The organism is Eubacteriaceae bacterium ES3 (genome assembly GCA_030586155.1).
Lineage (GTDB): Bacteria > Bacillota > Clostridia > Eubacteriales > Eubacteriaceae > Acetobacterium.
Map to the genome: position 1 here is coordinate 2,489,851 of CP130741.1, position 18,241 is coordinate 2,508,091.

Sequence of the window (18,241 nt, forward strand, 5' to 3'; positions counted from 1 at the left end):
CTCTCCCCGCTAATGCTATAATAAGTTAAATTACCAAAATAGTGATTGTCCATTCGTACTATCACAAGAGAGGATTGTCATGAAAGAAATAACCAGGAATCTGAAAGATCAGTATCAAACTATCCGGGCAAATACTATCCATCAAGTGTTTATTCTGGCCATAATTATTATTACCCTCACTTTCTTTCCTGCTATCTTATTATCTATTTATCCTTTGTCTTATAAACTCTTGTTGTTGGGTGTCAATGTTGGGACAGCACTTATCTCAACTTTGGGACTGGTCATCATCAAGAAAAAAATCTCTGACCAGAGTTTGCGCCTACGCATCTATCTGATTATTTCACTTATCTATATTATAATGTTGACAATTCTGCCAACAGAAAAATATCTGACCACCAACGGCCTGGCAGTTTATACCATGACCGTGGTCATTTTTCTTAGCCTGAATAAACGCTATCTCTATATTGCCGGTTTTCTCACCCTGGGCTTCATCACTTATTACGGCATACTTGGGGTAGGCCAATTTGTCGCGCTGGGCCTAGGTTATCTTTTCTCCAATTTCGGAATGTACCTGCTGATGCTTATTACCCTGGTCAAGGGAATTGACATGTACGCCCAATTCGAAGAATTATACCAGCTTCAACTGTTGAAAATGAACGACCTCCATCTCAGTCTGCGCCATTTAAATGAAGAAATCATCAGCACCGACCAGGAATTAAAGCACAGCCTGATTCATGACAGTCTTACTGGAGCCCTGAACTGGCGGGGATTCGCTGACGCTCTGGAACAACGGATTGCTGTTGACAAAAACACTGATTTCTATGTTGTCCTCTTTGATCTGGACAATTTTATGTATATCAACAATTCATTCGGCTACAATACCGGCGACCAGATTATTATCAAACTGGTCAATCAGCTGATGAGTAAACATGACTTATTTGAATATGTCTCACGGTCTGACGGCGATACCCTGATGTTTATCGTTAATCATTCGATTGCTAAAAAAGTTGTCCTTTGTCAGCTGGAACAGATTTTCAAGTCGATTAAAATCGGTGAAATGGAGTTTAGAATAAAGGCCAGCATCGGCATCTCTGAAGCTTACGAGAATGCCCGAACTATTGACTTGATTCGCAATGCTGAAATGGCCATGCATAAGGTAAAAGATGAAGGAAAAGGAAATTATGCCGACCATGACGATGCTTACATTCAGATGATCGACCGACAATATAAAATTTCCAGTATAATGAGTGAAGCCATCGAAAAAGGGGAGTTTTATAATCTCTACCAGCCAAAGGTTGGTCTGAACAATAATTCGGTGGACGGTTTTGAGGCCTTAGTCCGCTGGAATTCCCAGGAACTGGGAACTATTTATCCTGATGAATTTATCCGGGTAGCAGAGCAATCCGGCCAGATAATCGAACTGGGTCAGGTCATTATGAAAAATGCTATGATTTTTGCCAAAAACGCTTCTCAGATTGATGCCTCGATCGTGGTCTCGATCAATATTTCGGCACGGCAGCTGCTGGAAGAATCTTTTCTTGTCAGAACCCAAAAAACAATTAAAGATACTGATGTAGCGGTAAATAACATTGCCTTCGAAATTACCGAAACTGCCTATATTGAAAACCTTGATAATGCCAAACGGGTAATGGAGCGGATTAAGGGCTTGGGGATTCCCATCTATCTGGACGATTTTGGCACCGGCTATTCTTCTTTAAGCTATCTGCACAAACTGCCCATTGATGTTTTAAAAATTGACAAATCTTTTGTCGACACCATCGGCAACTCCGAGCAGTCCAGAGAACTACTTGTCTCTGTTATCATGCTGGCCAAGTCTTTAAAACTTTCCAGCTGCGCGGAAGGGGTGGAAACATTTGAACAGCTAAAGATCTTAAAGGGATACGGCTGCGAATATGTCCAGGGTTATTACTTTGATAAGCCGCTTGCTGAAGATGAAGCAATAAAGAGGCTGGGATTTAAATACTGAGCTATAAAAGACAGAGGCAATCCGATCTCTTTCGGCTCGAGTTACCTCTGTCTTTTAACTTCACACCCGCCCCAACTCAATAAGTTAATTGACATGCGCTAAAGTTAAAATTGCCTGCCACCGTTTTATTAAAAACCTGTCGCCTTGTATCCTTAAACATTTTTTTCCATCTGACCAAGTTTGTAATATCCGTTTTGACAGATAAGCAGCCCTTCCAGCTCCATATCTGACAGTAACTGCAGCAGAGTGACTTCAGTAAAACCCAGTTTTTCAGCAAGCTGCAGAACCTTCTTAGGACAATCATCAAGCAGATTTACAATTTTTTCTTCATTAGCCGTCAGCTTCTTAGCAACACTATTTTTTGCCATATAATCTGCACAATCAGAATCAAATGAGAAAGGTCTTGATCTGTTAATTGCCTGGGTTCAAAATAAAGTTCTGCCGTTTTTTGCAGCAGCAGATTGCTCCCAAGACCACGAGAATCATAAATCTCATGAGGAGGCACCAGAATTTTGCGTTTCAAATCTGCAGCAATACTGGCAGTATACAAAGTGCCGCTTTTTGCTCAGGCTTCAACAATTAAAATCTGCTTGCAGAAACTGGCGATCTGCTCATTGCGTTTGAGGAAAAATTTGCATTTAGTGCCTGAGTAATAAATTTCTTCTTAACTTCTGTTAGCGTTCGTTGTCTGGATCCAGTTAAAATTGCGGAATAAGCCGTATCGTCAGCGCATTCCTTTAAAATTTTATCCAGTGATTTTGAGTGACTAACTTTTATTGGAGCGGAAGCAGGTATACATGGCATTTTGGGAGCCAATTGAAGCTCCAAATCAAAATCGGATTCGATCTTATATTCATTCATAAAAATATCGTATTCCTTAAGCGCAATATACCGATCCTCAGAAAAAATATTCAAGATAAAATCGATAGACGTGAGTCCCAGTGGTTCGTTTTTTCGATAGGCACTGTCGCTGCTCCAGGGATATTCACTTACTTTTCGTCACATTTTTGCCACAACCGGATTCTGATGAATGTAACGAAGGAGGGCTAAAAGGTAAGCATCGTCTTTCACCAGATAACCTCGATAGCGATTTCAAAGACATGTCCAGTCCGCTTGTTTTTCAGATTATAGTATCGGGCAAAACGAAAATTAATACGATGCATAATCTCTGAAATTGAAGCGGATGACTCCCTTTTAATGATAAGGTGATAATGATTGCCCATGATTACATAGCCCAGGCATTCAAAACCCAGTTCCAGCTGATAGGCGCGAATCAGATCAAGCAGCTCGGCCTTATCTTCTTTTTTCTCGAATATATAAATACGATTATTACCGCGCTGTATCAAATGATAAATACCACCTGGGTAATCGATTATAGGTTTCCGGCTCAACTAATCATCTCTTTCTGATATTCAGTTTACCAGAACATGGCAACGCTTTCAACCAAAAATAGATAGGATTTAATAAATATTAATTTGATTGCATATCATCGCAATTTTCACTTTTTAAAAAGCGATCCGAACCCTCCAGAGCTCGAATCGCCTCTTATTATTCTTTTCTCAATCCCGCATCGCATCACCCCAATAAGTTAAGACAGGCCTGGCACCGTATTCTGCTAACAGGCTATGCTCTTTTCATATAAAAACTCTGGATCAAGATCTGCTTGATTACACCATTCAATACTATCAAAACTAACACGTACAGTATTGAATTTATCCAAATTCCTTAATTCTTGAAAAATACCCTTACCCAAATATGGACTAACATCAAATATTCGCTTTTCGTCATTTTCAAAAGTTAAAAGAAGCTTATAATCATTTAAAGGTTCTACCTCTATAACTGCTAAGTACATCATTCGACCTCCTATTTTAATGGATCAATTTTATATGGAAGCTCACTGTTCATAGCCAATATCCAATCGGCAAGTAGTTCTTCCTGTCTTAACTCAGCCCAAGCCAAAACAAGCTTAAGTTGTTTTTTGGGCAAATTCCCTTCCTTTAATTCACACGTTTTAATATCAATAATGGCCTTGAACTCCCCATAATACGCATGAAAATGCGGCGGATTATGTTCTTCTGGCGCACAAAACATTCGAATAATAATTCCATAAAACATACTAATTGTCGGCATTTTTTAGTCCTTTCATGTTCAAATTATTTTCTCATTTCTCTTTAGAATCATCATAACCAATAGTTTACGATATTTATCAACTTGAATATGAAGTAAAACATTTATGTCTTTTTGTCTTTATTTTATCACCTCAACTCCTTAATAGCAATGACATCACAATAGAATAATAATTTCATTTATGTGTTTGTGTCCACTGTGCCACCCGAAACCTTGTTCTTACGAGTGTGATTTCATCCATATAATATACCTCAGCTAGAGTTTTTCAAGGCACTTAAAAACTCGAAAAACTATTACTTGAAAAACTCTTATTCGGGAGTATTATCTCATGGATTATTTTTGAATGTAAGGCACCCTGTTATCAAGCGTTTACTTTTAGACAAAAGAAAAGACGCTCCGAACCTTCTCGAGCTCGAATCGCCTCTTATTATTCTTTTCTCAGTCCCGCTCCCATCAACTCAATAAGTTAAGTCAGGCCTGGCACCGTATTCTAAGGGACGGTTCTTTTGTGTTCTATGTTATTTGCTAACATTCTTACCACCAACAAATTATCTTCACCAATGATTGAATACGATTTTAATTTCTGCTAAACTGAAGTATATTAATTATCGATTAAAGAATGAAAGGCAGAAATATTATGGCCTCAATTGTAAAAAGTTTTGGACTTTCCGGTGTAGATGCCTATCCTGTTGATGTGGAGGTTAAAGCCATTAATGGATTGCCGATGATTTCTATCGTTGGTTTGGGCGACACTGCCGTCAAAGAAGCCAGAGAACGTGTAGAAGCGGCCATTTGTGACGGGCACTTCACATTTCCACAGAAAAAGGTGGTCATCAATCTTGCCCCCAGTGATATGAAGAAAAGCGGCTCTCATTTTGACCTGGCAATTGCGCTGGGGATTCTTATTGAAACCAAACAAATCTCTATTTTAAGACCAAATCCCTTTGCATTAATAGGAGAATTGTCTCTAAATTCAAAACTGCGTGCTTGCAGTGGAATTCTTCCGATGATGATAGCAGCACGCAATGCTGGAATTACAGATATTATTGTACCCGCTAAAAACCTCCCAGAAGCAAGTCTGGTTACTGGTTTAAACATTTACGGTTTTGACAATTTACAAGACGTCGTGGATTTTCTGGAGGAAAGAAAGCCTTACCAGGATATTATTCCCGGTTTTAAAGCTTCACAAGCGACAGAGCCATCTGATCATGTTGATTTTTCCGATATTGCCGGTCAGGAAGGTTTGATCGAATATCTTGTTGTAGCCGCTGCCGGCGGCCATAATCTGCTGATGATCGGTTCACCCGGCTGCGGAAAATCGATGATCGCCAAACGAATCCCAACAATTTTACCGGAAATGAGCGAATCCGAAGCCCTGGAGGTGACAACCATTTACAGCGTTGCCGGATTGATCAATGATGACAGCGGCCTGGTAAGAAAACGACCCTATCGCGCACCCCACCACAATGCGTCTACCAATGCCTTAATTGGTGGCGGCAGAAATGCCACACCCGGTGAAATTTCTTTGGCCCATAACACAAGGGGACGGTTCCCTCATAACACAAGGGGACGGTTCCCTTGTGTTCACAGCTTTCGAATTATTCCAAAACTTACACCTGTCAAACGTACAATCTGTCTAATGGACATTCCTTGTTGCTTACAGCTCAGAATTATCTGATCCCTTGATTCCTGCCCCATATTCTGAATTTCTGTCGGGCTGACAACCGATGCTAGTTTCTTGATGAATATGCTGGCTTCATTGTCTTTCCAGCGTATTTTTTCATCATCATCCAGTACATTGTCTTCGACCTTTCCTATACTGAATTCCTTAAATAGAATAACTGCTCGCTCCGGATTTTTAGAAAAGATTTTCAAGGCTGTTTGTGTTTGACAAAAACCTTTCTCTCCCAGATACTCATTATAACTGCACCACGGATATTGCTCCAAATTTTTTGTAATACCCGCTTTTAGCGGATTTTGGTGAATATATTTAATTACAGTCAGAAAATAATTATCATCCTGAACTTCTTCACTTTTAAACCGATCCTGATATAAGTGTCCCCGTCGATTGTATTTCCAATTATACCAGTAGACATAACTTGCTCCGATACGTTTGAAAACAGTTCCCAGTTCTTCGCTGCCTTCTTTGATCAACAAATGGATATGGTTGCTCATTAAACAATAAGCATAAATCTCAATTCCGCTTTTCTCCTTTTGCTCTTTCAAAACTTCCAGATATTGCTGACAGTCTTCGTCATCCTCAAAGATGATCTGTCGATTTATGCCTCTAATCAAGATATGGTAAATACCAGTGCTGCTTTTAATACGCGCTTTTCTTGGCATTTTATCACCTCTCATCTATTCTATCAGCACTCTTATTTATAGTCAACACAAAAGAACCGTCCCCTTGTGTCCCTCTTTATAGTCAACACAAAAGAACCGTCCCCTTGTGTTCCATGGCACTGTATCTCTATGCGATCCGATCATATTCCATAATTGTCAATTCGCTCGCTAAAATTTCTGCTTTATCCATCAGTTCATCAAGTTTTTCTGCAACAGAAGCAGAAAACAAAATTTCACCACACTGCTCACATTTATAACAAGGTACATTTTTGACAATAATCATGCAATTCTTCAAGTCCGCAAAGTAGGTTGTAACTGAACTTTCCATTTCACCACTTTTACAACTTAAACATTTCATTTTGATCTTTCCTTTCTAGTCTTTAAATCTGCTTCCCATTTATCTTTATCTGGATAATATGCTGTAACAATTTTTGCTGTTTCACCATTACTTGCAATTACTACATGAATAGATACATCAAATGAAGTCATTCCAAGAATCAAACAACTCGGAGTTGGAAAATCATTTGGATAATCTTCTATGATCTCTCCTGTCATTACCGCTTCTCTGATATTACTAGGACGGATGTTTCGCTGCTTACAGCGTTCAATTACATGTTGTGTTAAAAAAACTAGATCTTGCTTGTAAAGAACTCTTAATTTTTCAATATTCATTTTTTCCATTTCATCCTTATGTAAATACTGTAATATTAATAGTATTACTGCAAAAATATATGACTTTTACTTTATTACATTATAAATGATTTCCCCAAAAAAGAAAAGACGATCCAAACCCTTTCGAGCACGAATCGCCTTCTATTATTCTTATTCTTTTCTCAGTCCCGCTCCCCATCAACCCAATAAGTTAAGTTAATATGCTTAGTCAGGCCTGGCACTGTATCTTAATATCGGCAGAATACTCACCTAGTACGCGAACACAGAAGAACAGTCCCCTTGTGTCCTGTCTCAAGCAAGACTAAGCAGCGTTATGATGAAAATCGATAACAGATATTTCACCAGCTAGTGATTTTGCCGCATTTACGATGTTTTCAAGCACTTCCATAGTTTCATCACTAAAATACTTTTCACCACACTGTTCACATTCTTCGCAAGGAACGTTCTTTATAATGATAATACAATTTTTATAATTTACAACGTGTGACGTGATGCTATTAATTAAATCACCTTTACAATAAAAACACATCTTCATGATTTTCTCCTTGTTTTATAGTCTGCTTCAAATTTATTAAGGTTTGGATAATATGCCGTTATAATAAAAATGTAATCACCATCAGATCCAGCTACAACATGTATTGATTTTCCATCATTGCGTAAACCTAAAATCAGGCAACTGGGGTTGGGATAATCTTCAGGATAACTTTCAATAATTTCACCTGATGATATGCAGTTAATGACATCAAGCCGACTGATATCACGTTCCTGAATTCTTTGGGCCACATGTGCTGTCCACTTTATTTTTCGTTCAAATACTTTTACTCTTAAATCTTCGATTTCCATGTTATCTCCGCAGCTTAACAATTCCGAAAGTCTTATTGATTTCAACCTGTATATTATAACTATTATATCTGATTTCCCCAAAAAAGAAAAGACGTTCCGCTCCCTCTAGAGCTCGAATCGTCTCTTATTTTTCTTTTCTCAGTCCCGCTACCCATCATCTCAATATGTTAAGTCAGGCCTGGCACCATATCTTTGCATCAGCACTCAAAAATTTTCCTGCCAAATTTACCATTCTTTTTAAACCAGTCCCAACGCAAGCGAACACAGAAGAACCGTCCCCTTGTGTCCACCAGGGCTGGATTACCGTAATGAGCCTGAAGAGCTGGAAGCGCTGATGCCATGGTCTGAACAGATCCAGTTAGATTTTAAAATGTAAATCAATTTTTCCAGAATCGGTTAGCTGTCGCTACCGGTTCTGTTGTTTTTTGCGACACCCTATAGTTGAGCGCTTACTTAATATCGGCAGAATACTTACCTAGTACGTGAACACAGAAGAACCGTCCCCTTGTGTTTCATATTCGTTTGCCGGATCTCTTTAGCGCCTTTGAAGCTGCCCGTATTCAGGGGAAGTATCATCATCTTCTCAATCAGTATAAAAAATGTTCTCTGATGATTCTGGATGAGTTTCTACTGGTCCCAACTACAGATACTGAGCAGCGGGATCTTCTGGAACTTGTGGAATGTCGTTGTGATCAGGCATCCATTATTATCTGTTCACAGCTAACTGCCGAAGGCTGGCATGAACGTTTAGGTGGTGGTGCGCTGGCTGATTCAATTCTTGACCGCATTGTTCCATCTGCTTATTCAATGATTATTGATGGCGATGTTTCAATGCGCTGGCGAAAACGAACCATTAAATAATTCAACTACCAGGGAGCTATCTCTAGTGGCTCCCTCTTTCGGAGCACTGGCTCTCGATAAAAGATTACCTGGCTCTATCACAGGAGATTGGTTGGCTCTGTCGCTTCATAATATACACCCGCTACCCATCATCTCAATAAGTTAAGTCAGGCCTGGCACCATATCTTTGCATCAGCACTCAAAAATTTTCCTGCCAAATTTACCATTCTTTTTAAACCAGTCCCAACGCAAGCGAACACAGAAGAACCGTCCCCTTGTGTCCTCATCATCTCAATAAGTTAAGTCAGGCCTGGCACCGTATATTTACATCAGCAGTCAAAAATTTTCCTGCCAAATTTACCATTCTTTTTCAACCAGTCCCAACGCAAGCGAACACAGAAGAACCGTCCCCTTGTGTCTATCCTTCTGAAATTTTAACCAGTCAGATTCCTTACTCTTTTCCAACCAAAAAAGAAAAGACGATCCGAACCCTCTCGAGTTCGAATCGCCTCTATTTTCTCTGTTACTTCACTCTCAACCCAACTCAATGAGTTAAGTTAATAAGTTAAGTCAGGCCTGGCACCGTATCTGTTGATTAGTTGACGACTACGCCAAATACTCTAGATACGCCGTCTGCTGTAATGGTTACTGTGAAGCTATCTCCAACTTCTGCATTACCAATAGCTAATGTTCCAGTACCATTTCCAGTAATTGCCATATCACCTGCGTCATCTGCATCAACAATGTCAGATACTGTATAGTATACAGGTGAATCTGAACCATCTGCAAATGTTACATTAGATGAATCTGTTGTGAAATCTAAATCTTCACCATAATTATCTTCTGAATCAGTTGTAGAAATTAAAGCCGCAATGTCATCTGCATCAAATGTACCTGCTGCTAAATCATATCCACCACTTACTACAGAAGATCCCATTACAATTGTGCTTACAACAGGTTCAACTTTAGAAATTGTAAGTGACTGTGTATACTGTTCACCACTTGCATTGATTGTAACAATTATAGTGGCTGAGGCTTCTGTAGCATCTGTTGCGTAACTAATTACAGAAGCAGCTCCTGTTTCTACAACACCAATTGATGTTGAGTTAGTTCCTGCTGCAGCAACCAATCCAGATTGTCCAGTAATTAAAACATTATAGTTTGCTGCAGGTACTACTACTTCAGTACCATTAGATGTAACACCGTATACTGTTAATGATTCATTATATTTTGCACTTCCTGCAGTTGCAGCAACTAATGAATCATCATAGATTGTTCCAACTGTAGACAATGTGTAAGAATCAAATTCGCTTGTAGCTGCAACACGAATGCTTGTTGTGTATTCACTATCAGTAACACCATTAATTTCAAATGTTACATCAGTAGTTCCTTTTGCTTGACCATAAACTGTTAAGGTATCACCGTTAACGAGCGAATCTGTGGCTGCACCAGCATCATCTGTATCAGCAATAGTAACATCATCAATAGTAACATCAATTTGTGCACCACTAGTAGTAGGATCCATTACACGATCAAATTGGTCAACAACGATTACTTCATCAAAGTCAAGTGTGCTTGTACCATCAACTGTTGGGTTTAATGTTACATCATCTAAACCTGAAATTGTTGTTGGTGTAGCAGCTTCTTCTACAGTAACTGTTAAAATTGTTACTTCACCAGTTGGTGTCGTAGCTGTCAAAGTAACTTTTCCGCCATCATCATCAGCGTCAGTTACATCTAATGTTAAAATTAATTCAACTTCACCAGTTGAAGCATTCTTCTTGAATACAGCATCTGTAGAACCAGCATCTGCTAAATCAGTGAAAGTGAATCCAAAGTTAACAGCATTTAACAGAGTTGTGGATGACACAGCTTCTCCATCTAAATCATAAGCTTCATATGGAATAACGACATCTTCACCAGCAACCGCTAGGTCAGGCTGTTCCAGTGTCAGTACATCAACTTGTGTTGCAGGAGCAACGGTTAATGTAACTGCTGATTTTGCACCATTGTATAACGAAATCACTGTTAATTTAGCTGTTCCATCTGTCATAGACGCTGCATCAAGTTTCATTAATGTTTCGTCTACATCATCATCATTGATATCCATATCATAGAAGAAGTCAGGATCATCAGCTCTTACAACGTCTAATACAGAAGAATCTGTAGTAGAAACAACAACTGCGGTTGCACTATTTAATGTAGCGGCTTCAAGTTTTGTACCGTACTGATCATATGCATCTACAACCACATAAAAATCTTCTGCTGTGTTATCAGCTGAAAGTTCATAACCATCTTCATTGTAAACTTCTCCCAGTGTAATTTCAGCAACTGCAGCTGAATCTGAGCAAGTTAATTTCTGTGAAGCAGAAACGCCAGTACCGCTATCAACAAGAGTCAATACTGTAGTATCACCAATTTCTAATGTTCCCTCTGGAATTGTAACAATACCAGTTGCAGCTGTTGCAGTAGGTGCACCTGCTCCACTTGAAGCATTTGGTACAATTGTAGAAACTTTAGATGTCATGTTTTCACCGTACTGATTATAAACAGCATATCCAACAGAATATTCACTTGTTGTTGAATTAAACACTGCGATATCTGATGCAATTGTAATTTCAGTAACTGTTTCTGCTAATGTATCAACTGATGCTGTTAAAGTATCATCAGCTAAATTATCAACATTTACAGTATAAGTAGCTTCTGTTAATTTTGATGCTAATGCAAGTGTTGCAACTGTTGCATCGTCATTCCATGTTACAGTTGAAACGCCAATGCTTGTAGCTGTCCCTTTAATAACACTAAATGAAGCTACATCTGTATCAACTGGCATGTTGAATGTTACAGTCAATTGTTTTAAACCTGTAGCTTCTAAGCTAGAAATACTTGGTACCATTACAAGTGCATCCATAGCAGCGTTAATAGCCGCTGTAGCATCATCAACTTCAGTCTGAGTATTGTCTTCAGTTACTTCAACCGCTAAAGCAGCTTCAAGCTCAGCCCAAGTTTCAGCAGTATAATCAGCTGAATCTAAAGCATTAGCAGCTTCTACAGCAGCTTCATAAGCAGTCATGTCAGCTTTAGTCTGTACGATCTGAACTTTAAGGGCTTCCAGACGTAAACCTTCACCAACAGTACCTAACTGAGCTCCATCCATATACCAAGATCCGTCAGCAGGCATATCACCTTTGTTCTGAACATGTCCCTGATATTCTACAGAGTAACCTTCGTAATCAGCACCGTTGTCATCAACTAATTTGATTTCAACAGATTCAATACGCTGAGCTTTACCGGTGGTTCCGCCAAGTGCGCCATCTTCAACCCACTCTAACCAACCTTCGTTCTGAACATGAACTCGGTACATGATGTGCATGTCAGCAGGAGCATCCATTAATTCGATATAGAAAGCTTCCAGTCTTAAACTTTGTCCTCTTGTACCTAATTCTTCTGGTCCTGTAACCCAATCAACGTCACCTTTGTTTTCTACGTGTCCTTTGTACTGAACACCAACAGCAGTGGCTTCAGTTGTTGCTGTGTCATTCGAAAATAATCCCAGGAATGAATCCCATGCAGATGTTTTTTCTGCTGCGAATACACTCGATGAGAATACCATCGAAAGCGTCAACATTACTGTTAAAATACTTGCAGTAATTTTCTTCACACTTAAATCCTCCGTTCGTGAATTTTATTTTGTTGTGTTTCCAGAAAAAAGCGATCTTTATGATATACTCACGCTTAGTTCCGAAAAATGTATACTCTTCTTAAATGGCTCCGCAAACGCTCTCTGCCTCCTTTCCTTTCTATTGCTTACAAAGGTAAACCTCAGCTTGCAACATCCTCTGCCCAAAAGGTTGGAAAGTTTGCAAGATTACCCATTGCGTGACCATAAAAGATTAAGAGCATTCTCATTAAGAATTTTACACCTTCTTATAGAAATTTGCAATCATTAATTCAGAATTACCCGATTTTTTTATTTACAAACTTTACAATTGAAGTCAATTGAATTTAACTTAAAACCAATTAGTAACGGTTTTGCAACTAAAAATTTCAGCAATTGCTAATTTCCCGATTTTAGCCGGTTAAGGCGAGGCACTAAATCCTAATTACAATTGGTTAACGATAGAGTTTTACTTTTTATCGCAACCTTTTTTAATTTTTTTAAATTTCTTTTTCCTCAGTCGGTGAAACTGTCGTTTCTTCCATAGGGCTTTCTTCTTCAGACAGGTCTGACAGCTCTTCTTCCGCCAGTTCCCGGCCGTTATCCTGGTCTTGAACTTCATCCGGATCTTTTGCCGCCTCGTCCTTATCGTGGGACTGACTGATCTTATCAGGCGGATCTTCTAAATCAACCTGTTCTTCTTCCTCAAGGGACTGCTTGTTTTTATCCTCACTGCCAGCTACTTCTTTTGGTGTTTCATCAGCTATTTCGCCGCTTCCACCAACCGTCTCTTCGGTGTTCTCTTCATCACTCGCAAGGCCATCAAGGCTTTGGTCAGCATCGCTGCTTGGATCTTCTTTGGAAGTGGCAGCATTTTCTACAACAAGATCATCGGAATTTTCATCTGCTTCCTCTGCGTCTTCGACTTCGACCGCACCGGTTTCTTTTGAGCTTTCGAGACTATTCTTGACCTTGTCCGCCTCTTCCGTTTTAATAACCGAGCTTAAGTCGATATTTTTCTCATCCGACACTTGAATCAGCTGGTCCATGGACATGGCTGCCAGTGCTTCCAGCTCCAGAGACTCGTCAGCCTGATTCATCACCGTAATGACATTCATTTTACCGGTGGTCACATTCAGACTCTCAGCCAGCTCCTCTTCCGCTGTATCGATTTTGTCATAGGTCTGATTGAGGATGGTGGGGCTTATGGCTTCCGCATCGGCGGTTTTTTCGATGGTCTCGCTGACTGATGCGACCAGCTGGTCAGCCTTTGCCACATCGCTGTTCTTGACCGAGACCAGAATAGTTTTATCGGCTTCATTTAAATAGCCGTATTCGATCAGGCCATTGACAATGGTATTGACCGATTCATTAAGATCGGCCTGCTTAAAATCTTTACCGGCAATCACTTTTTCCCCCAATGCATTTAGGGGCCTGACTGACAGCACTTTGTTCTGACGGTTGGTTATGATTTCCACACTCTGATTAACATCCAGCCCGATCACCGAATCGGCCATCTTAAACTGGGCAAACCAGCCGGAATAAACCACTACCCCAACCAGAAAGCTTGCCGCTACCGCTGATATTGGTTTTAGATTAATGCATTTCTTCTTTCTCGGCATGGTAATCCAGTCGTGTTTGTCCATCTTTTCGACCGGCATGGCAGAAAGGGCTTTAAAATCCAAGAGCGGGGCCTGGTTAACAGCCCGGGAAAGCGCGCCTTCCATCTCAATTTTTTTCATCGTTTCACCCCCTTTTCCAACAGGTGTTTTTTAAGTTTTTTAAGACCCCGATGATATTTGGATAAAACAGTGGAAATAGGCAGATTAAGGTTCTCGGCGAGCTCCCGGTGGGTAAAACCGGAAATGGCATGGAGAAGAATAACTTCTCTTTCCTCTTCGTTTAGAATCTTAAGGGCGGTCTGTAATACCAGCCGGTCCTCGGGATCGGTGACGTAGGAAAAATTTAAATCATTCTCTATTTCATTAACCTGTCCGTTCTCGTTTTTTGTCTGCTTGCGGATTCGACTTATCGTTAAGTTCCTGGCGATGGTAAAGACCCAGGCCATGGGTTTGCCCATGGGCTTATAGAGGTGGGCCGCCGCCCGCACCTTTAAATAGGTATCCTGGAGCAGATCCAGAGCTTCATCGTGGTTTTTGATAATCGACAGGATAAAGGCATACAGGGTACGCTCAGTCTGTCGATAGAAGGTTTCAAAGGCCTCCATATCATTTTCTGCAATTTTTAAAAACAGGCCTTCGTCAAGTTCACTGGTTGGCTCTGTCTCCGGTGGTACCACCATGGTCAGAAAAAGATTCATTCAGATTTTGTCCTCCATATATTAGTAACGTCCAGGGGGGACGTTTTATTGCACTGGTGCAAAATAAAAAGTTTGGGTCGTTGGGGACACAGAGGACACAGGGGGACGGTTCTTTTGTGTTATCTTTATTTGTTTTATATGTTAACACAATAAGAACCGTCCCCCTGTGTCTCGGGTATTATGCAATTCCCCTTTGTAATACCCTATATTATAACCTAAGTACTAAAGGAAGATAAAGGATTTAAAGAAATTTCTCATTTTTTTAAGTTTTTTTGTCACATTTTCTGTCACAGGTCTATCTATTGGCATAACCGGTTAAAAAACATTAAGGAGGCCAACATGGCAATTACTAAGGAAAACTTAAGCAGCAAATTATCAATCCGCTCCAATTTCGGTAACGTTGACGGCAAAGATATGGGACACAGGGGGACGGTTCCTTTGTGTTATCTTTATTTGTTTTATATGTTAACACAATAAGAACCGTCCCCCTGTGTCCTATATTTTACTCTTGCGATAATTATGAATTTCCGTTATAATAATTAATGATATCAGTTCTTTGCGTTATGACTATTTGTGAGTTAAGTGTGGCGATTTTCAGATCGTTCGTGACGCAATCCGGTTAACCCGAATTTTCATAACAGGAGGAAAACTATGTATGATACCCTGACGCTTATAAAAAGCGCGCGTTCACAGGACAGCCAGTCCAGGCTGTTACTGATCAGACAGTATACACCCCTTTTATATTCTATGGGGCAAAAGTATAACCTTAATAATCTCCCTCCCGAAGATCTGATTTCTGAGGGGATTGTGGTTCTTTTAATGACCATAAATGATTATGACCCGTCATTAAAGGTTCCTTTCGGCGCCTATCTTAAAAAACAATTATTCTATCACTGGGTCGAAAAGGCCAAGAAATTTCGCTATACCTCTTCCCTGGATGAAATAAAGCCTGATTCCGAGGGCCTCACCCTGCTTGAAAGCCTGTGTGACCCTGACCTGCTAATTGAAAGCCGTTACAGCACCCAGGAGCTGTTAAAAACCCTGAGCGAGCTGCTAAAAAAACTCCGGCCCCGTCAGGTCTGGCTTTTAAACGAGGTTTATGCCAGAGGCAGAAGCTTAAATGAACTGGCCCAAGAAGCCGGCTGTTCGGCCAATGCCCTGTCGCAGATGCACCGCCGTCTGCTTAAACAGCTGAGAGCGGAGCTTTGTGATGCCGGCTTTTCCCATCGTCCCAACTGATTCTTTGCAAAAAAATAACCGGCTATTAAACCGATCTAAAGATAATTAATCACCTGAGTACCGACAATTGGCTTTTCAGTAGTCTGCCTCGGGGCGAACAGTTGCTAGAAAATCTTAAATATTTGCACATGCAAATTTAGCAACTGTACGAAACCGCGCGCAGACTACGAAATTCAATTGGTCGGTACGGAGTAGGAATAAGTTCTAAACCGGTACTACAACCGGTTATTTTTTTATACCTGGCTTTTTTTAAAGAAGCCCCAGAGTAAGCTTGTTCTTTTAGGTTTCAGCTCAACCATATAAGGTTCTGGCAGATGAATTGCTTCGTTAACCAGTAGGCGTTTGGGATTCTTGTCCATCAGGCGGTCAAGTTCTACCTCACCAATCAGTTCTGCAGCCATGTCCAGGGCTTTGGGCATGGACTCATAGTACCTGGGTTTATGGGCGTCTGATGCAGCAAAATGAACCATCTGGTGGGTTAAAAGGATTTCGGCTGTATCCTGGGCCTGATCGCCATGAAAGCCGATCAGGCTAAGAAGATTAAGCTGGGCATAACAGCCATGACCAATCATCCGGGCCAGAATATTGGGGTTTTCCTGAATGCAGGAGTAGCGTTCCGGGTGGGCGATAATAGGTGTGTAGCCTTTGGCCTTAAGATTAATCAGAAAGCGTTCGAAATTATGGCAGTCCAGCTTATGACGGTTGCCTTCCACTAAAAAGTATCGGCTTTTGTTCAGGCTGATAAACAGACTTTTATCGATATCTTCCATAATATGAGGCGAATAAAAGACTTCATTGCCGGGAAAAAGAAAAATATTAATCCCTTCTGCCTTGGCGGCTTTTTTTAACCGCTTGATTAAAAGATTATTCTCACAGGCCGTGATGGTCATCTCCTTATCCTCATGGAAATGCGGGCTGCAGACCAGGGCATCAAAACCAATGCTCTCAGCCTTCTTCAACATCTTTAAACTTTCTTCAAAATTTCTGGCCCCGTCATCAACTCCGGGCAATATATGGGTATGTATATCAATCAACTATTCACCTAATCCTTTTTCATTTCTGACCGTTTGAGCCAGTTCCGAGAGTTTTTTGAGCCGGTGGTAGACACCGGATTTGCCAACTGGCGGGTCCAGCCGCTGGCCCAGCTCCTTAATGGTCGCATCAGGGTAATTTAGCCTGACTTCAGCAATAGCATACAGATTTTTAGGCAAATTTTTAAAGCCGTAATGGTCTTTTAAAACCATGATATCGGCAATCTGATCACAGGCGGCAGCGACGGTCTTATTAAGGTTGGCCGTCTCGCAGTTAACCTGTCTGTTGACATCATTGCGCATCTCCTTGACAATCCGGATATTCTCCATTTCCAAAAGCCCCCGGTGGGCACCGATGACATTTAAAAAGTTGGCTACAGATTCGCTTTCCTTTATATATAAGACTGATGAATTTTTGCGCCTGATCAGATTGGATCGAATTTCGAAGCCGGAAAGCAAGGTCTTTATATTCTGCAAAAAATCCTCACCGGTTTTAGATACCAGTTCCAGATGATAGGTCTTTTCCGGGTTAGTTACCGATCCACAGCCTAAAAAGACGCCTCTTAAATAAGCTTTAGCGCCATTATCATTTAAGCGCCTGCTTAAGTCACCAGCAAAGCTTTGGGTATCGTTAAATATTTTTCTAGCCAGCTGTGAATCTGCTACAGTTACCAGATAGTTCCGATGGTCTCTGAATTTTCTGGTTTTTTGAATTTCCACCGAGGCTTTATAGGCATAAAGTTTTTTTAACAGCTGGTAGGTGCGGGTGGCCACCGCCGGATTTTCTGTTTTGACCGACAGTGCCGTACTGGGGTTGTCGTCAAGACTTATGATTTTGACCGTCCCAACCGCCGAGATAATCCCTGCCAGTTCAGCCAGCGTTTGGGCTTCATGCTCCAGTGGCAGCCGGGATAAGTCTTTTTTTAGAATTGCTGAAAATGTCATATTTACCTCCAGGGACGACACAGGGGGACGGTTCTTTTGTGTTATCTTATTATTTGTTTTTAAATGTTAACACAAGAAGAACCGTCCCCCTGTGTCCTTGCTTTCTTTGTTATCTTATTATTTGTTTTTAAATGTTAACACAAGAAGAACCGTCCCCCTGTGTCCTTGCTTTCTTTGTTATCTTGTTATTTGTTTTTAAATGTTAACACAAGAAGAACCGCCCCCCTGTGTCCTTG

20 protein-coding genes are annotated in these 18,241 nt (G+C 40.5%); 5 read left to right on the plus strand and 15 right to left on the minus strand.

The window, feature by feature from the left end; translation table 11 throughout:
* Positions 1-79: 79 nt before the first annotated feature.
* Positions 80-1,987: an EAL domain-containing protein gene (locus Q5O24_11395; GenBank protein WKY46959.1), complete on the plus strand. Its 1,908-nt coding sequence runs from the start codon at positions 80-82 to the stop codon at positions 1,985-1,987.
* 152 nt (positions 1,988-2,139) lie between these two features.
* Here Q5O24_11395 and Q5O24_11400 read toward each other — a convergent pair whose 3' ends face one another.
* The 5 genes from Q5O24_11400 to Q5O24_11420 all read right to left on the minus strand — a co-directional run bounded on the left by Q5O24_11400 (position 2,140) and on the right by Q5O24_11420 (position 4,117).
* A complete protein-coding gene (locus Q5O24_11400) occupies positions 2,140-2,355 on the minus strand; it encodes a hypothetical protein (protein ID WKY46960.1) in 216 nt (71 codons plus the stop codon).
* Between the two features lie 211 nt (positions 2,356-2,566).
* Positions 2,567-2,848, minus strand: coding sequence for a hypothetical protein (locus Q5O24_11405; protein ID WKY46961.1), 282 nt, complete (start codon positions 2,846-2,848; stop codon positions 2,567-2,569).
* A 206-nt stretch (positions 2,849-3,054) separates the two neighbouring features.
* Positions 3,055-3,378, minus strand: coding sequence for a transposase (locus Q5O24_11410; GenBank protein ID WKY46962.1), 324 nt, complete (start codon positions 3,376-3,378; stop codon positions 3,055-3,057).
* A 224-nt stretch (positions 3,379-3,602) separates the two neighbouring features.
* Positions 3,603-3,842: a DUF2442 domain-containing protein gene (locus Q5O24_11415; protein ID WKY46963.1), complete on the minus strand. Its 240-nt coding sequence runs from the start codon at positions 3,840-3,842 to the stop codon at positions 3,603-3,605.
* 8 nt (positions 3,843-3,850) lie between these two features.
* Positions 3,851-4,117: a DUF4160 domain-containing protein gene (locus Q5O24_11420; GenBank protein ID WKY46964.1), complete on the minus strand. Its 267-nt coding sequence runs from the start codon at positions 4,115-4,117 to the stop codon at positions 3,851-3,853.
* Between the two features lie 634 nt (positions 4,118-4,751).
* Here Q5O24_11420 and Q5O24_11425 point away from each other — a divergent pair.
* A complete protein-coding gene (locus Q5O24_11425; GenBank protein WKY46965.1) occupies positions 4,752-5,792 on the plus strand; it encodes a magnesium chelatase domain-containing protein in 1,041 nt (346 codons plus the stop codon).
* Here the strand turns inward: Q5O24_11425 and Q5O24_11430 are convergent.
* From Q5O24_11430 to Q5O24_11450, 5 genes are all read right to left on the minus strand, one after another.
* The gene (locus Q5O24_11430) at positions 5,699-6,457 is read right to left on the minus strand and encodes a transposase (GenBank protein ID WKY46966.1); all 759 of its coding nucleotides are present in this window, start codon (positions 6,455-6,457) and stop codon (positions 5,699-5,701) included. The two genes, Q5O24_11425 and Q5O24_11430, sit on opposite strands and share 94 nt — an antisense overlap.
* 127 nt (positions 6,458-6,584) lie before the next feature.
* On the minus strand, positions 6,585-6,815 hold the full coding sequence (locus tag Q5O24_11435) for a type II toxin-antitoxin system MqsA family antitoxin (GenBank protein ID WKY46967.1): 231 nt from the start codon (positions 6,813-6,815) through the stop codon (positions 6,585-6,587).
* A complete protein-coding gene (locus tag Q5O24_11440; protein WKY46968.1) occupies positions 6,812-7,129 on the minus strand; it encodes a DUF4258 domain-containing protein in 318 nt (105 codons plus the stop codon). The genes Q5O24_11435 and Q5O24_11440 overlap by 4 nt, the downstream gene beginning before the upstream one ends.
* A 301-nt stretch (positions 7,130-7,430) precedes the next feature.
* The gene (locus tag Q5O24_11445) at positions 7,431-7,658 is read right to left on the minus strand and encodes a type II toxin-antitoxin system MqsA family antitoxin (GenBank protein WKY49250.1); all 228 of its coding nucleotides are present in this window, start codon (positions 7,656-7,658) and stop codon (positions 7,431-7,433) included.
* A 2-nt stretch (positions 7,659-7,660) separates the two neighbouring features.
* Positions 7,661-7,972: a DUF4258 domain-containing protein gene (locus Q5O24_11450; protein WKY46969.1), complete on the minus strand. Its 312-nt coding sequence runs from the start codon at positions 7,970-7,972 to the stop codon at positions 7,661-7,663.
* 507 nt (positions 7,973-8,479) lie between these two features.
* Between Q5O24_11450 and Q5O24_11455 the strand changes: the two genes are divergently transcribed.
* Positions 8,480-8,833 (plus strand): ATP-binding protein, encoded by a 354-nt coding sequence (locus tag Q5O24_11455; GenBank protein WKY46970.1) that lies wholly within the window; start codon positions 8,480-8,482, stop codon positions 8,831-8,833.
* Between the two features lie 574 nt (positions 8,834-9,407).
* Here the strand turns inward: Q5O24_11455 and Q5O24_11460 are convergent.
* From Q5O24_11460 to Q5O24_11470, 3 genes are all read right to left on the minus strand, one after another.
* A complete protein-coding gene (locus Q5O24_11460) occupies positions 9,408-12,473 on the minus strand; it encodes a hypothetical protein (protein ID WKY46971.1) in 3,066 nt (1,021 codons plus the stop codon).
* Between the two features lie 497 nt (positions 12,474-12,970).
* On the minus strand, positions 12,971-14,212 hold the full coding sequence (locus Q5O24_11465) for a hypothetical protein (GenBank protein ID WKY46972.1): 1,242 nt from the start codon (positions 14,210-14,212) through the stop codon (positions 12,971-12,973).
* Entirely contained in the window at positions 14,209-14,790 is a 582-nt protein-coding gene (locus Q5O24_11470; protein WKY46973.1) for an RNA polymerase sigma factor, read from the minus strand. Before Q5O24_11470 ends, Q5O24_11465 begins: the two co-directional genes overlap by 4 nt.
* Positions 14,791-15,129: 339 nt before the next feature.
* Between Q5O24_11470 and Q5O24_11475 the strand changes: the two genes are divergently transcribed.
* Both Q5O24_11475 and Q5O24_11480 read left to right on the plus strand, forming a co-directional pair.
* Positions 15,130-15,267, plus strand: coding sequence for a hypothetical protein (locus Q5O24_11475; GenBank protein ID WKY46974.1), 138 nt, complete (start codon positions 15,130-15,132; stop codon positions 15,265-15,267).
* A 174-nt stretch (positions 15,268-15,441) separates the two neighbouring features.
* Entirely contained in the window at positions 15,442-16,029 is a 588-nt protein-coding gene (locus Q5O24_11480) for a sigma-70 family RNA polymerase sigma factor (GenBank protein ID WKY46975.1), read from the plus strand.
* A 233-nt stretch (positions 16,030-16,262) separates the two neighbouring features.
* Here Q5O24_11480 and Q5O24_11485 read toward each other — a convergent pair whose 3' ends face one another.
* Both Q5O24_11485 and whiA read right to left on the minus strand, forming a co-directional pair.
* Positions 16,263-17,063: a CpsB/CapC family capsule biosynthesis tyrosine phosphatase gene (locus Q5O24_11485; GenBank protein WKY46976.1), complete on the minus strand. Its 801-nt coding sequence runs from the start codon at positions 17,061-17,063 to the stop codon at positions 16,263-16,265.
* Entirely contained in the window at positions 17,064-18,005 is a 942-nt protein-coding gene (gene whiA, locus Q5O24_11490) for a DNA-binding protein WhiA (GenBank protein WKY46977.1), read from the minus strand.
* Between the last annotated feature and the right edge of the window lie 236 nt (positions 18,006-18,241).